We start from the raw sequence: 15,945 nt of genomic DNA, 5'->3' as shown, positions 1-15,945 counted from the left end.
TTTAAAATCAATTCAACAACTATTTAAAAAATCCAAGTGGTTCATAGTTTTGGGAATTAATAGATAGAAAATTAATACTACGAAAGTTTCCAACATTGGAGGTCTTAGTTGCGAATTTATGGCAACCACAACTGCAACAATAAGAAAGCTTTTCGGAAACGGAAGGCTTTTTTTAATTCCCTTAATCCTTGTTTATTTAGATTTTGATTCCTAAATAAATGTTAATTTTGCCTTACATTTTTTGCATATTTCATAATATTTTTCTTACTTCTCAATTATTGTCTGTTTGTATGGATATTATTCATCTGTTAGGCCTTGAGATTAAGGTAAATTGCCGGGGGCGTAATAACTAGAGCATGTATAAAACCAAAAGACAAAATGATAGATCATAATGGATAATACTATTTTTTTAATCCATAAAAAATCAGAACTATAGGTGAAAGGTAAACAACTAAATAATATAATTCCTTTATTGAATTTGGCTAAATTCATAGGATCGGCAAGTTCTGTTTATATCTTTCGTACAGGGATAAATGAGGAAGTTTATGATCATTTTGGTATTCGTCTTGCACAGGAATATAAAACGTTACTAACTCCTTTCTTTGACTTTACCTTAAATCTTTCAAAAAATATTTGCATAATACCCGATGTACAAAACGAAAAAGGATTAGAGGCGAAACAGCTGGCCCAAGGGGAGTATACAATTATGGGCTATATTGGATGTCCATTAATAGCTGATGCAGGAAGGTCATATGGGGTGTTAAGTTTGATCTTTGATACCTCCTTCCAATTAAATACAGAACAAGAAAATGCGTTACTTACTGTTGCTTCCCTAATATCCAAAGAATTAGAGGAGGTACAAATCCGGACGGAATCTAAGTTGGTAATGAAAGAGCTTAAGCTACAGAAAGAGGTCAATAGAAATATAATAGAAAATTCAAAATTGAGCATTTGGACCTGCAATTTAAAGAAAGATATTTTATATGTTGATGCCAAATGGGCTAAATTATTAGGGTATAACAAGGCAGAATTATGTCCGATTAGTCTAGAAAAATGGGAGTCAATGATACACCCAGAGGATTTGGAAGTCTTAAAGGGTAAATGGAATGATTATATAAAAGGCAACACTGGTCCTTATGAGATAAGTTATAGAATAAGGCATAAGAATAGCTCTTGGAAATGGCTTTTAGAATGTGGTAATACTCTAAAGCATGCTAAGGATGGCATTCCGTTGGAAATGGTAGGTACCATAGAGGATATCACTCAACAGCAATTGGACTATTTGCATTTGGAAGAAGCTTTACAGCGGTTAACCTATCTTTCTAGAGCCACTACCGATGCTATTTGGGATTTAGATCTGGTGAATGAAACATTACAATGGAATGATAAATTTTTCGAAAACTACGGACACAGGCCAGAAGAATATGCAATTACTGGGTTGACATTATGGATAGAAAATATACATCCAGAAGATAGGTCTCGGGTAGAAGCCAGCTTTGAAAAGTCTCTGGAAGATGATAATGAGAACTGGGAAGAGGAATATCGTTTTAAAAAGGCCAATGGAGAGTATCTTATTGTAAACGATAAGGCTTTCATAATCAGGAATTCTAGTGGAGAGCCTGTACGAATGGTTGGCGCCCTTTGTGATATAACAGAAAAAAACAATTACCTACTAAATGCAAAAATTGCCAATGAACGATTCCAGCGAATTGCAGATCTTACCAAAGAGGTAATATACGATTGGGATATCATCAATGAAGACGTGTATTGGGGTTCAGGATATGTGAAGCATTTTGGACATGCTTTACCTGAGAAAAAAGTAACGTTGCAGACTAGAATCAACCATATTCATCCCGACGATGTTTATAGGGTGCTGAATGAATTGAAGGATTTGTTAAAAACTCCCGATCAGAATTATTTTGAAATGAAATACCGCTTTTTAAAAGGCGATGGTAGTTATATAGATATTCACGAAAAGGCGAGTATCTTAAGAAATGAAAATGGTGATCCTTTTCGTGTTGTAGGCTCCATGAGAGATGTTTCAGAAGCCAATCGCTATTTGGATAAGCTTCAGGATTCAGAAAAAAGATACAATGATCTTTTCCACTTGTCGCCCCAACCTTCATGGGTATACGACTTAGAGACACTGCGGTTCATGGATGTGAATTCTGCGGCCATTGAGTGTTACGGTTATAGTAGGAAGGAGTTTATGAAACTGACCCTTTCTGATATTAGGCCAGTGGATGGAATTGTGCCATTGATGAAGGAAATCAACGATGTTCGTTCCGACGTGGATAGAATTTTTAGTGGATCTTTTAAACATCGTAAAAAAAATGGGGAAGAATTTGATGTGCGTATCCATAGCAACCCAATACACTTTAAGGAGCGAATTTGTAGACAAGTAGTGACCTTCGATATTTCGGAACTGACAAAACAAATTAAAACCATTGAATCTCAAAACACCAAATTTAATAAGATTGCTTGGATGCAGAGCCACGTGCTTAGGGCACCTTTGGTTAGGATGATGGGTCTCACTAATTTATTATTAGATCCGGAGGAGAAAAACCAAGGGGACAACAAATTCTTATTAGAGGAGATTCGAAATTCCTCCAATGAAATAGATCGGATTACTAGAGATATTGCGGAAATTACTAATGAGTTAAAAATCAAACAACTGCTTAATGACGAATAGGATTATTCTTGTTGATGATGACCCAATTATACAATACGTGCATCTTCGTATTTTAAAAAAATATTCTAATCAACCCTTAATGCAATTCGAAAATGGTTCCGACGCCCTTGAATATTTCGAATGTATCGGAAAGGATAAATCTCCTTATTTAGTCCTGCTAGACATTAATATGCCTGTGATGGATGGTTGGGAATTTCTGGATGCAGTTTACCAGCGTGGACTAAACAGTGGTATGTCTGTAATTATATTGACTTCTTCTGTGGACATCTTGGATATGAAAAAGGCAAAGATGTATGACAACATTATCAGTTTTGAGCAAAAACCTTTAACCCCTGAAAAGATTAGTTCAATTCCAATTCTTCTTGAATATTTAGTACACTAAGCCTAGAACACATTTAAATAAAATGTGTACTAGAGAAGTTATTTCTATTGAAAATACTTTTGATAAGAAAAACATTAGCTAAACAGAAAGTCCCCTACTATAATGGATAGGGGTACATAATGAAAAGTAAGTTCGGTTAAGTACATTAATGTAAAAGCTCAGGGAATAAGGCTAGTGATTTAAAAGAAACCAAAAGCAGCCAATATCAGGCAAAAAATAACAGATATTAATATTACTATCAATACTGCTACCATAATCCTGAGGAATCCGTTCAGGATTTTTATGCCTATGGTCAATTCGTTTTCCATTTCCATTTGATGAACCTTTGTTCTAAATTACATAATAAATTGCAAATTTTAAGCGGATACGTTAAAAATTTCGACCAAATACGGGGATTTAATCATAAAAGCACAATACCCTTTGGTTTTAAGGGAGTTGGCTCCTATACGTATTAAGCTGATTGGTCTTTAGTAAATTGCTTCTCTAAATCCTCCAAGGATATCCCTTTTGTTTCTGGCATCATAAAAATTACAAAAAATAATTGTAGTACCATCATGAAGGCGAAGAAGATAAAAATAGGCCAAGGATTATCTTTGAAAACGCCATCGGTGCTATCCAAAAATATAGGGGTGATCAATGTAATAACAGCCGCAAATACCCAATGTACCCCTGTACCCCAGGATTGACCATAGGCCCTTACCTTGTTGGGGAATATCTCGGAAATAAATACCCAGATTACGGCGCCTTGTCCTATAGCATGTGAAGCTATAAAGGCACAAATAAAAATTAGGAGAAGGGTAGAGCTTGCTCCAGTATAAAAACACCAACCCACCATAGACAAACTGGCAATATAACCCAAGGAGCCTATTTTCATTAATTGTTTTCTTCCAAGTCTATCGATTAATTGGATGCCAATGAGGGTAAAGATGAGATTGATAATGCCTATAGATATGGAATTGAAAAGGGATTCCTTTCCTCCTAATCCTGCTCTTTCCAAAATTTCTGGGGCGTAGTACAACACAAAATTGATGCCCGACAATTGGTTGAAAAAAGCAATCAGAAAGGCTAACATCAAAGGTTTTTTATATCTTCCTTCAAAGAGCCCTGCCTTGGAAATTTTGACTCCAACTGAATTCTTAATTTCCTCCAACTTTACCAAAGCCTGAGCCCTATCAGAGATGTAAGTAAGCATTTTGAGAGCCCCAGCATCGTCTTTTTTGTTAAGCACAAGCCATCTTGGGCTATTGGGTACTTGCAAGACCATGACCGAATAGATCATAGCAGGGATGGCTTCAACCCCCAACATCCAACGCCAATCATTGGCGCCATCAAATCCTTTTAGAAGATAATTTGAAATAAAGGCAATGAAAATACCAAATACAATGTTAAACTGGTACAAGGCACCTAATTTCCCACGGTTCTGTGGAGTGGAGATTTCCGAAATATAAATTGGCACCGCTACAGAGGATGCGCCCACGCCCAATCCTCCAATAAATCTAAATAGGGAAAAGATATAAGGGTCAGCAGCGATTGCCGATCCTATGGCGGATATAGAATATAATACCCCAATCCAAAACAAGGTTTTCTTTCTTCCTAGTCGGTCGCATGGAATTCCGCCAAAAAGGGAGCCTAGGACAGTCCCCCAAAGGGCCATGGACATTATAAAAGTTCCATGGAACCAAGGAGAGGTGTTCCAAAGTTCTTTTATGGGTAAATTAGCACCGCTGATTACAACGGTGTCAAATCCAAATAAAAATCCTGCTAAAGCCGCAGTGAGGGAAATTTTTAAAATGCGATTGTTCATGATGGGTTGGTCAAAGTATGTAAACTTACTAAAAAAAAATCCAGATATTAATAAAAGGTCAGAAATGGGATTGTTGTACAATCGAGCAAATGAAACTGTGTAAACAGACAATAGAATGTATTATAGCAAGGTTTCAATATAAGAGAGTATTTTAAGGCTGGCCCCCTTGTTTTGGGTGATGTAGCTTGCGTTGATTGTTCCAGTTTCTTTTCTAAAACCTTCCTTTTGTGCCAATTCAGCCAATGTTTTTTGAAATTCCAACTTGGTAGCTACAGGGAGCACACCCTTTAGTTCAACTAGATCCTCCGCTTCTTTAAAGCCTTTATATTGGGGCCCAATAAGGACGGGGATTCCAAATACAGCAGGTTCCAGGGTATTATGTAGGCCAGTAGCAAACCCACCACCTACATAGGCGATATCGGCATAACTATATATTTTTGTGAGGAGTCCAACCGTATCAATGATAAAAACTTCGGCATTGTTGGTCCCCTTATTATCCAATTCTGAGAATAAAATGGTTTTCTTGGTGATGGCCTCTTTAAGCTTTTGGATATGGCTTTTTTTGATATTATGGGGAGCAATCACGAATTTTAGTTGTTGGTCAGGGGAATTAATATAATCCAATAATATGCCTTCGTCCTCTGGCCAAGTGCTGCCAGCCACCAAGCAGAGATTTCCTTGTTTAAAAGTCTTCATAAAATCTAAGGAATTATCCCTCTCTAGGATTTCTGAAACCCTATCCAATCTGGTATCACCTGCGATGGTGCTATTATTTATATGTATCGATCGGAGAAGCTCCTGAGAGTTCTTGTCCTGTACAAAAATATGGGAAAAGGTGTGAAGACTTTTTCTCATAAAATCCCCATAGATCTTAAAGAAAATCTTTCTTTTTGTGAAAATGGCAGAAATTAAAAGGGTAGGGACTTGCTGTTTGTGGAGTTCCTGTAAATAGTTGGGCCAGATTTCATACTTCACAAAAATGGCAAGCTTTGGCTTGGCCAATGCTATAAATTTCTGAGCATTTTCTTTTGTATCTAAGGGCAAGTAGCATACCAGATCAGCAACCGATGTGTTTTTTTTGACCTCATAACCCGAAGGGGAGAAAAATGTCAATAGTATTTTAAAGTTGGGATATGCAATTTTTAATTTTTCTATGATGGGCAGCCCTTGTTCGTACTCGCCCAAGGAGGCCGTGTGTATCCAGATGACCTTGTCTTCGCCGGCTATTTCTAATTGTAATTGAGAAAAAACATTTTCTCTGCCATTGACAAATAATTTTATTTTAGGACTAAAATTGGCAATCAATTTTAGGACAAAGGAGGCTACTAGTACGGCTAAATTATATAGAAATAACACTCGGTAATCGTTTGGTGCTAAATTACGCTTCTTTATAAGAATACCTTGGCTTCAGTTCCTTATTTTTGTATTATTGTTATATAAAAATTGAAGATGAAGAAAATACAAATGGTAGACCTTAACGGGCAATACCAGTCGATTAAAGAAGAGATAAATTCATCCATATCCCAAATTCTAGAAACCACAGCCTTTATAAACGGACCAGAGGTTCATGCCTTTCAAAAAGAACTTGAAACCTATTTGGGGGTAAAGCATGTTATTCCTTGCGCCAATGGTACGGACGCCTTGCAGATTGCAATGATGGGCTTGGGCTTAGAACAAGGGGACGAGGTTATCACTGCTGATTTTACTTTTGCTGCCACGGTAGAAGTTATATCCCTTTTGAAGCTTACCCCTGTTTTGGTGGATGTGGATCCAGATACATTTAATATAGATCCGGTGGCGGTGGAGAAGGCGATCACCTCAAAAACAAAAGCTATTGTTCCAGTGCATCTTTTTGGTCAATCTGCCAACATGGATGTGATCATGGCGATAGCCAAAAGGCATAATTTATTTGTTATTGAAGATAATGCCCAAGCTATTGGAGCTACACATACTTCTGCGGACGGTAAGAAAGTAAAGGCGGGTGCCATAGGACATGTTGCAGCAACTTCGTTCTTTCCTTCTAAGAATTTAGGATGTTACGGGGATGGAGGAGCTATTTTCACTAATGATGATGAACTGGCACATACCCTAAGGGGTATTGTGAACCATGGCATGTATGAGCGCTACCACCATGATGTGGTGGGTGTCAATTCCAGATTGGATTCCATACAGGCAGCCGTGCTTAGGGCGAAATTACCTAATTTAGATACTTATAATGATAAGAGGCGTAATGCCGCTAGGAAATATTCAAAAGCTTTTCAAGGACAGAAAAATATTAGAGTTCCTAAAACAGTTAATGGATGTGAAGGCATTTGTGATACCTGTGATTGTAACGTCTTCCATCAATATACATTGCGTATAATGAATGGACAAAGAGATGCGTTGGTACAGTATTTAAGTGAGAAGGGAATCCCATGTGGGGTGTATTATCCTATTCCATTGCACCGTCAAAAGGCGTATTTGGATGAGCGTTATAAGGAGGCCGATTTTCCGGTGACCAATCAATTAGTGAAGGAAGTCATTTCCCTTCCTATGCATACGGAACTAGAGGATGAGCAGATTAATTTTATCACACAAACAATTATTAAATTCATTAATGAATAATTAAAATGAAGATACTCGTAACGGGCGGACTTGGATTTATAGGTTCGCATACTGTAGTACAATTACAAAATAAGGGTTTTGAGGTCGTCATTATTGACGACCTTTCCAATTCGTCCGAGGATGTGTTGGGTCGTATTACCTCAATTACCGGAAAGGCACCGAGCTTTGAAAAGTTGGATCTTAGAGAGAAAGGGAAAGTAACCGATTTTTTTAAAAGACACCAAAATATAGAAGGGGTGATCCATTTTGCAGCTTCAAAAGCGGTGGGTGAAAGTGTGCAAAAACCTTTGCTCTATTACGAGAATAATATTAATACGTTGGTTTATGTTCTTCAAGAGCTTTCCCAAAAAGAAAAAGCAGGGTTTATTTTTAGCTCTTCCTGCACGGTTTACGGGCAGGCAGACACGATGCCGATTACGGAAGATGCCCCCGTGAAACCGGCTGAATCCCCTTATGGGAACACCAAACAGATAGGGGAGGAGATCATTAGGGACACTTGTAAAGTGACGAAAGGTTTAAATGCCATAGCACTACGTTATTTTAATCCTATGGGTGCCCACCCTTCTGCTGCCATCGGAGAATTGCCCATTGGAGTGCCACAAAATTTGGTGCCTTTTATCACCCAGACAGGGGTAGGGTTACGGGAACAACTTTCAGTTTTTGGAGATGATTACCCAACCTCTGACGGCACCTGTATTAGGGATTATATCCATGTGGTGGATCTCGCCAAGGCGCATGTGGTGGCATTAGAACGACTTCTGGAAGGAAAAAATAAAGAAAATTACGAGGTCTTTAATGTAGGTACGGGAACAGGAAGTACGGTTTTGGAAGTGATTAAAAGCTTTGAAAAGGTGTCTGGAAAAAAGCTGAACTATAAAATTGTGGACCGCAGAGCAGGGGATATTACCTCGGCCTATGCAGATACCACCAAAGCAAATAACATCCTTGGGTGGAAAGCGGAATCTACTTTAGACGAAGCTATGAAATCTGCCTGGGATTGGGAATTAAAAGTAAGAAATAGATAGATGTATATGATAAAAACATCGATCTAAAAAACAAAACGGTCCTACCTGGCATGATCGATATGCATGTGCACATAGAAAGTGAGTCGAATCCCAAAACTTATATTAATAGGTACGTGCAAAATGAGGCCGATATCGCCTTTGAATCAACAGTCTATGCTGAAAACACCCTAATGGTAGGTTTCACTACAGTTAGGGATTTAGGTGGCACAGGCGTAAATATAGCGTTGCGAAATGCCATCAACAAAGGTTTAGTAGATGGTCCTCGTATATTTACCGCTGGGAATTCCATAGCTACCACAGGTGGGCATGCAGATCCTACCAATGGAATGAAACAAGTCCTGATGGGTGATCCGGGACCAAAAGAAGGAGTAGTAAATTCTCCTGAAGATGGGAAGAAAGCCGTAAGACAGCGTTATAAGGATGGTGCCGACGTGATTAAGATCACCGCCACTGGAAGTAATCCACAGTTTACTGTTGAAGAAATAAAGGCTATTACGGATACAGCTAAAGATTATGGCATGCTTACCGCCGCCCATGCACATGGTGATGAGGGTATGCAAAGAGCTATTTTAGGAGGAATAAAAACCATAAAACACGGGACATTAATGAGTGACGCTACCATGGATATGATGGTCAAGTACAACAGTTATTTGGTGCCAACCATCATCGCCGGAAAACAGGTAGTGGAAAAAGCTGCGATACCAGGATATTTTCCTGAAGTGGTGGCTCAAAAGGGAAAGAAGTAGGGCCTTTGGTAGCAGATATGTTCAAAAGAGCCTACAAAAAAGGAGTTCCGATAGCTTTTGGTACAGATGCAGGGGTTTTTACCCATGGATTGAATGCTAAAGAATTTGGTTATATGGTAGAAGGTGGAATGTCTGTAATGGAAGCATTAGCATCAGCAACTTTAACTAATGCGGATCTGTTGGGTATGGGAGACAGTCTGGGTCAATTAAAATCGGGATATTTGGCGGATATCGCTGCTGTAGAAGAGAATCCGGTAGATAATGTAGCAACCTTGGAAAAAGTCACCTTTGTAATAAAAAATGGATCCATTTATAAAAACGAGTAAACCAAAACTTGGGAATACTCGTAGATACTTTATGGTAGTAAATTTTCCCAATAGCACAAAATTGCTGGAGACGGCGGAGGCAGAAAACCTCTATGGTAATTTAGTCGCCCAATTGATCAAGGACTTCGGCTTGGCCAATATTTTTATAGAGCTTTCAGAAGGCATTATGCCTGAAGATCTAAAAAAGGTCATCCATGAAAAAGTCTATGTACTTATTATGGAGAAATTCGCGGACTACCTCAATTTACTTTATATTATAGATGTACCTGAAAATACGGTTAAGGCTATTGAAGCAATAGATGTTGTTGAAGTTGCCGATGAGGTTACTTTCCTTATTTTAAAAAGGGAATGGCAAAAAGTCTGGTTCAAGGCGAAATATAATTAGAAATAGAACCTAATAAAAGGCATAAATGGGTCCCCATAAATACTCTTTTCCTCATCGTAAAGTAGGTCATATCTGATGCCAAAAGTCACGTTGCGGTTACTGTAGCCAATGCCTACAAAGAGGGCGGGTGACCAGTAATTTTCGGATATAGTAGCACCATCAAATTCAAAATCTCTATTTACCCGTAAGTGTTCCAATTCAGCCGATAGCTGTATAAGTTGTATTGGATTGTAAAGTGTAAGAAGACTGCCGCCATATGCCAATAGTTTAGATTCTTGGAACTTGGAGTAATTAAAATTAAGTCCTAAGCCCACAGCCATCTGCTCATTAGCCTGATAAATGGCACTGGGGGAAAGGGAGGCGTTAAAAGATTCTCTACCAAAACCGAGTCCTACCCCTCCTCCATAATATACATTGTTCCAAAAACCACCTGAAGTTCTATAACCCTGACCCATGGCGATAATACTGCTAAGGATAAAAATAAACATCAAAAAACATCTTTTTAAGACGTAATACTGCCTTTTCATAATAATCGTTAATTTTTACAATATTCCACCCTAAGGTAAGCTTAGAAATGTTAATTGTTGTATTTTTGATTAAATTTTGTTCAAAAGACAGAGATAACCTTTCATGGATAAATATTCTTTTTTAAATGCTGCGCATACTTCCTTTTTCGCAGAACTATATGACAAGTATTTAACGAATCCTGATAGCGTTGAGCCTAGTTGGCGCGCGTTTTTCCAAGGTTTTGACTTTGGTCAGGAGAGTTTGATGGATGAAATGGATGTTCCCACATCCTCCGCTGGCACAGCCTTGCCCAATGGGCAAAATGCGGTAATCCCTGAAACGCTTCAGAAGGAATTTCATGTAGTAAAACTTATAGACGGCTACCGAAGCAGGGGACATTTGTTTACAAAGACCAATCCTGTAAGGGAAAGACGGAAGTATTCCCCAACCTTAGATATTGAAAACTTTGGTCTAGAACCAGCCGATTTGGATACCGTTTTTACAGCGGGACAGATCCTTGGAATTGGCACTAGTACCCTTAGGGAGATTGTTAAACACTTACAAGGTATTTATTGTGATGCCATAGGGGTGGAGTATATGTATATAAGAGACCCTGGGCGTATTGAGTGGATTCAAAATAGATTGAATATAAACGATAACCACCCAGATTATAGTAACGAACGCAAAAAGCATATTCTAGGAAAATTAAATCAAGCAGTTTCTTTTGAAAGCTTCTTGCATACTAAATATGTAGGTCAGAAAAGATTTTCTTTAGAAGGGAACGAGACGTTGATTCCAGCTTTGGACGCTATCGTGGAACGAGCTGCAGAAATGGGGGTGGAGCAATTCGTTATGGGAATGGCTCACAGAGGTCGTTTAAGCGTGCTCACCAATATTTTTGGAAAATCACCAAAGGATATTTTTGGGGAGTTTGATGGCAAGGATTATGAGCAGGATATTTTTGATGGAGATGTAAAGTACCATTTGGGATGGACTTCTGATAGGATGTCCGACAATGGGAATAAGATAAAAATGAACATAGCACCTAACCCGTCTCATTTGGAAACGGTAGGTGCAGTTGTTGAAGGGATATCACGGGCCAAGCAGGATGAGTACTACCCTGATGATTTTTCTAAGGTGCTTCCAATCATAGTGCATGGGGATGCTGCCATAGCTGCTCAGGGATTAGTATACGAATTGGTACAAATGGCAGATTTGGATGGGTACAAAACAAATGGAACCATTCATATTGTCGTGAACAACCAAATAGGGTTTACAACCAACTATTTGGACGCTAGGACCTCTACCTACTGTACCGATGTGGCAAAGGTGACCTTGAGTCCGGTTTTGCACGTTAATGCAGATGATCCAGAGGCTGTGGTACATGCTTCCATGTTTGCTTTGGAATATAGGATGACCTATAAAAGGGATGTCTTCTTAGATTTATTGGGATATAGAAAGTATGGGCATAATGAAGGTGATGAACCAAGATTTACCCAGCCCAAGTTATACAAGGCTATAGCAAACCATCAGAATGCAAGAGATCTTTATGCTGCAAAATTAATTGCGGAGGGAATTATAGATGATAGTTATGTTCCTAAACTAGAAGAGGAATACAAGGCTGCTTTGGAAGAGGATTTGGAAGATTCTAGAAAATTAGATAAAACAGTCATTACACCATTTATGGCGGATGAGTGGAGTGGTTTTGAGGCGGTACAGGAAGACGAGATGATGAAGCCTGTGGACACCACCTTTGATAAAAAGAAGTTGACCGAGATTGCCAAGATAATAACAGAATTACCCAAGGGCAAAAAGTTCATGCGCAAAGTGGAGAAGTTAATTGGGGACAGAAAGAAAATGTTCTTTGAAACGGATACTTTAGATTGGGCAATGGGAGAGCTTTTGGCCTATGGTACGTTATTACAGGAGGGTTATGGGGTTCGTATGTCTGGACAGGATGTAGAGCGTGGAACCTTTTCACACCGTCATGCTGTTGTTAAGGTGGAGGAAAGTGAAGAGGAGATCATGCAATTGAATATGCTCTCAGAAGATCAAGGAAGATTTCAAATCTACAACTCCTCATTATCAGAATATGGCGTTGTGGGCTTTGATTATGGTTATGCCATGGCAAGTCCAAATACGTTGACGATCTGGGAGGCACAATTTGGAGATTTCAGTAATGGGGCCCAAATTATGATTGATCAATATATCTCCGCAGCAGAGGATAAATGGAAACTTCAGAACGGTTTGGTGATGTTGTTGCCTCACGGGTATGAAGGTCAAGGGGCCGAGCATTCATCGGCAAGGATGGAGCGCTATCTCCAATTATGCGCCAAGGATAATATGTACATTGCAGATTGTACAACGCCTGCGAATATGTTCCATTTGTTGCGTAGACAGATGAAATCTAATTTCAGAAAACCACTAATCGTGTTTACCCCTAAAAGTTTGTTGCGGCACCCAAAAGCGGTATCTACTGTAGATGAGATGGCAAATGGTAAATTTCAAGAAGTCATAGACGATACAAGTGCGGATATTAAAAAGGTAAAAAGTTTGGTTTTCTGTACTGGAAAGTTCTATTATGATCTTTTAGCAGTAAAAGAGGAAAACAATAGGGACGATGTGGCTCTTGTAAGAGTAGAACAACTATTCCCATTACCTGCAACACAGATGAAGGATATCATTGTAAAATATAAAAAAGCAGATGACATTGTGTGGGCACAAGAAGAGCCACGTAACATGGGTGCTTGGAGTCATTTGTTGATGCATTTCAGTGATGTGAGTAAGTTCAGGGTAGCGTCTAGAAGATTCTATGCTTCGCCTGCAGCCGGAAGTGCTGTACGCTCTAAGCGTCGTCACCAAGAGGTGATTGCCTATGTTTTTGATAAGACAAAGGACAACATGGTTAGAGAAAATATAAAATAATAACGCATCTATTAAAATTATAAAATAATGATTTTAGAAATGAAAGTTCCCTCACCTGGGGAATCTATTACCGAGGTAGAAATAGCAGAATGGTTGGTAAAGGATGGCGATTATGTGGAAAAAGACCAGGCTATTGCTGAGGTCGATTCCGATAAGGCCACATTGGAACTGCCTGCAGAAGAAAGCGGAATTATCACTTTAAAGGCTGAGGTCGGTGATGCGGTTGCCGTAGGAGAAGTGATTTGCTTGATTGACACTAGTGCTGAAAAACCGGCCAGTGGAGAAAAAGAAACTAAGGAAAAGGAAGAAAAGAAAGAGGTGAAGGAAGCGCCTAAAAAAGCTGAAAAAACTGCAGAACCTGCAAAAGCAAAAGAGACATACGCCACTGGGACAGCTTCCCCGGCAGCAAAGAAGATATTGGACGAAAAGAATATGGATGCCTCGGCCGTTAAAGGCACTGGGAGGGATGGAAGAATCACTAAGGATGATGCGGTCAATGCTGTTCCATCTATGGGCACTCCTAAAGGCGGTCAGAGAGGAGAGACTAGAACAAAACTATCCATGTTACGCCGTAAGGTAGCGGAACGTTTGGTGATGGTGAAAAATGAAACGGCTATGTTGACTACTTTTAACGAAGTGGACATGTCGCCTATTTTTGAGCTTCGTAACCAATATAAAGATCAGTTTAAGGATAAGCACGGAGTAGGACTTGGTTTTATGTCCTTCTTCACTAAAGCTGTGATAAGGGCATTGCAAATGTATCCTGCAGTGAATTCCATGATAGATGGTAAAGAAATGATCTCTTATGACTTTTGTGATATCAGTATAGCGGTTTCTGGACCTAAAGGACTAATGGTTCCGGTAATTAGAAATGCAGAAAACCTATCCTTCAGAGGGGTGGAGAATGAGGTAAAAAGATTAGCTATAAGAGCTCGTGAGGGTGAGATTACTGTAGATGAGATGACAGGTGGAACATTTACTATTACCAACGGTGGAGTTTTTGGTTCTATGTTGTCCACTCCGATTATCAACCCACCACAAAGTGCCATCTTAGGAATGCACAATATAGTGGATAGACCTATTGCTAAAGACGGCAAGGTGGTTATTGCCCCAATTATGTACGTTGCCCTATCCTATGACCACAGAATAATTGACGGTAAGGAGTCTGTTGGATTCTTAGTAGCGGTAAAAGAAGCTTTGGAGAGTCCTATAGAATTATTAATGGAGGATAATGTCAACAAGGCCTTGGAGCTATAAACTTCAAAATCAATATATAAAAAACCCGAAGTTTACTTCGGGTTTTTTTGTTTTAAGTAAACGCACTTCTTATCGTAATCTATAATGGCTTTTCCTTTTTTTAGGATATCTGCACCTACTACTCCATCTACTGGTAATGCATTGTGGGAAATTAGAGCTTCATTAACATGGACTAGATCAAAAAGGACCAATTTTACTTTATTTTTTGACCATTGTCCAATCTCAATAATGTTTTTAGTTGAAATTTGGGTCTCCATATTAGTGGCGCCAGCCCCCGCAGCCTTAATTTTAGAATCCTTGGAAACTAGCTTAAAATATTGAATTTTGTCAAGTCCAATACAGGTGTTGGAAGCGCCAGTGTCCAAGATAAACCGCCCTGTGATTCCGTTAATTTTAGCGGTAATCTCAAAATGGCTTGTTGCAGTCATCACAAGGGGTATGCATGTGAAGTTTTTTGTTTTTAAAAACTTTTTGAGGCTTTTCATTCACTTTTTTGACAAAGATAAGGCTATTTTTGTGCCATGATAATTACTGATACACATACCCATTTATATAGTGAAGCTTTTGATGAGGACAGGGACCAGGTCATTCAAAATGCTATAGAGAAAGGAATAAAAAGATTTTTTGTACCAGCCATTGATTCTGCCTACACTGCGTCCATGTTAGCTTTAGAAAAGTCATATCCGGACTACATCTATTTGATGATGGGTTTGCATCCAACACATGTAAAGGAAAACTACAAAGAAGAAGTGCAACATGTGGAGGAAATGTTGTCCAAGCATAAGTTTTATGCCGTAGGGGAAATCGGAATAGACCTATATTGGGATAAGACCTTTTTGAAAGAACAGCAAGAGGCCTTTAAATTTCAGATTCAGTTAGCCAAAAAACATAAATTGCCAATAGTAATTCACTGTAGGGAGGCCTTTAATGAGATATTTGAGGTGTTAGAAGAGGAGAAAGGTAATGACCTTTACGGTATCTTTCACTGTTTTACGGGTGATTATCACCAGGCTCAAAGGGCTATTGGCTATAATATGAAATTGGGAATAGGGGGTGTCATAACCTTCAAAAATGGAAAAATAGATGCCTTTTTGGACCAGATAGATCCTGAGCATATAGTTTTAGAGACAGATTCGCCTTATTTGGCTCCTGTGCCTTATCGTGGTAAAAGAAATGAGAGTGCTTACGTGATCAACGTATTGGATAAGCTTGCAGATATCTATAATAAAAGTAAAGAAGAAATTGCGGAGATTACAACGGCAAATTCCAAAGTTATTTTTGGTATTTAATAA

The 15,945-nt window shown here is 38.9% G+C and carries 12 protein-coding genes and 1 pseudogene; 9 read left to right on the top strand and 4 right to left on the bottom strand.

What is annotated here, in order from left to right; translation table 11 throughout:
- Positions 1-436 precede the first annotated feature (436 nt).
- Together ABXZ36_RS00440 and ABXZ36_RS00435 are read left to right on the top strand one after the other, a co-directional pair.
- Complete coding sequence (locus ABXZ36_RS00440) at positions 437-2,692, top strand: PAS domain-containing protein (protein ID WP_354613479.1); 2,256 nt, start codon at positions 437-439, stop codon at positions 2,690-2,692.
- Positions 2,682-3,074 carry a response regulator gene (locus tag ABXZ36_RS00435; RefSeq protein WP_354613478.1) on the top strand — a complete coding sequence of 131 codons (393 nt, stop codon included), beginning with the start codon at positions 2,682-2,684 and terminating at the stop codon, positions 3,072-3,074. Before ABXZ36_RS00440 ends, ABXZ36_RS00435 begins: the two co-directional genes overlap by 11 nt.
- A gap of 451 nt (positions 3,075-3,525) precedes the next feature.
- Here the strand turns inward: ABXZ36_RS00435 and ABXZ36_RS00430 are convergent, their stop codons facing one another.
- Together ABXZ36_RS00430 and ABXZ36_RS00425 are read right to left on the bottom strand one after the other, a co-directional pair.
- On the bottom strand, positions 3,526-4,878 hold the full coding sequence (locus ABXZ36_RS00430) for a sugar porter family MFS transporter (protein WP_354613477.1): 1,353 nt from the start codon (positions 4,876-4,878) through the stop codon (positions 3,526-3,528).
- A 120-nt stretch (positions 4,879-4,998) separates the two neighbouring features.
- Positions 4,999-6,234 carry a 3-deoxy-D-manno-octulosonic acid transferase gene (locus tag ABXZ36_RS00425; protein WP_354613476.1) on the bottom strand — a complete coding sequence of 412 codons (1,236 nt, stop codon included), beginning with the start codon at positions 6,232-6,234 and terminating at the stop codon, positions 4,999-5,001.
- Positions 6,235-6,327: 93 nt separating this feature from the next.
- Between ABXZ36_RS00425 and ABXZ36_RS00420 the strand changes: the two genes are divergently transcribed.
- From ABXZ36_RS00420 to ABXZ36_RS00405, 4 genes and pseudogenes are all read left to right on the top strand, one after another.
- The gene (locus ABXZ36_RS00420; RefSeq protein ID WP_354613475.1) at positions 6,328-7,482 is read left to right on the top strand and encodes a DegT/DnrJ/EryC1/StrS family aminotransferase; all 1,155 of its coding nucleotides are present in this window, start codon (positions 6,328-6,330) and stop codon (positions 7,480-7,482) included.
- A gap of 5 nt (positions 7,483-7,487) precedes the next feature.
- Positions 7,488-8,507 carry a UDP-glucose 4-epimerase GalE gene (gene galE / locus ABXZ36_RS00415; RefSeq protein ID WP_354613474.1) on the top strand — a complete coding sequence of 340 codons (1,020 nt, stop codon included), beginning with the start codon at positions 7,488-7,490 and terminating at the stop codon, positions 8,505-8,507.
- 8 nt (positions 8,508-8,515) lie between these two features.
- Positions 8,516-9,579: pseudogene (locus tag ABXZ36_RS00410) on the top strand (metal-dependent hydrolase family protein); the annotation flags it as partial.
- On the top strand, positions 9,554-9,964 hold the full coding sequence (locus tag ABXZ36_RS00405) for a hypothetical protein (RefSeq protein WP_354613473.1): 411 nt from the start codon (positions 9,554-9,556) through the stop codon (positions 9,962-9,964). The pseudogene ABXZ36_RS00410 and the gene ABXZ36_RS00405, both read left to right, overlap by 26 nt.
- On the opposite strand, the gene ABXZ36_RS00400 is transcribed toward ABXZ36_RS00405, so the two are convergent.
- Entirely contained in the window at positions 9,961-10,452 is a 492-nt protein-coding gene (locus ABXZ36_RS00400; RefSeq protein WP_354613472.1) for an alpha-ketoglutarate decarboxylase, read from the bottom strand. The two genes, ABXZ36_RS00405 and ABXZ36_RS00400, sit on opposite strands and share 4 nt — an antisense overlap.
- Before the next feature lie 142 nt (positions 10,453-10,594).
- On the opposite strand from ABXZ36_RS00400, the gene ABXZ36_RS00395 reads away from it, so the two are divergent.
- Both ABXZ36_RS00395 and odhB read left to right on the top strand, forming a co-directional pair.
- Positions 10,595-13,396 (top strand): 2-oxoglutarate dehydrogenase E1 component, encoded by a 2,802-nt coding sequence (locus tag ABXZ36_RS00395; protein WP_354613471.1) that lies wholly within the window; start codon positions 10,595-10,597, stop codon positions 13,394-13,396.
- A 27-nt stretch (positions 13,397-13,423) separates the two neighbouring features.
- On the top strand, positions 13,424-14,653 hold the full coding sequence (gene odhB, locus ABXZ36_RS00390) for a 2-oxoglutarate dehydrogenase complex dihydrolipoyllysine-residue succinyltransferase (RefSeq protein WP_354613470.1): 1,230 nt from the start codon (positions 13,424-13,426) through the stop codon (positions 14,651-14,653).
- Positions 14,654-14,685: 32 nt separating this feature from the next.
- Here the strand turns inward: odhB and ABXZ36_RS00385 are convergent, their stop codons facing one another.
- The gene (locus tag ABXZ36_RS00385) at positions 14,686-15,138 is read right to left on the bottom strand and encodes a retropepsin-like aspartic protease family protein (protein ID WP_354613469.1); all 453 of its coding nucleotides are present in this window, start codon (positions 15,136-15,138) and stop codon (positions 14,686-14,688) included.
- 36 nt (positions 15,139-15,174) lie between these two features.
- Between ABXZ36_RS00385 and ABXZ36_RS00380 the strand changes: the two genes are divergently transcribed.
- A complete protein-coding gene (locus tag ABXZ36_RS00380) occupies positions 15,175-15,942 on the top strand; it encodes a TatD family hydrolase (protein WP_354613468.1) in 768 nt (255 codons plus the stop codon).
- The last annotated feature ends 3 nt before the right edge of the window (positions 15,943-15,945 follow it).

It is taken from the genome of Sediminicola arcticus (assembly GCF_040566695.1).
GTDB lineage: Bacteria > Bacteroidota > Bacteroidia > Flavobacteriales > Flavobacteriaceae > Sediminicola > Sediminicola arcticus.
Note: the sequence above shows the minus strand (reverse complement) of the source record. Positions and strands in the feature narration are given on the sequence as shown.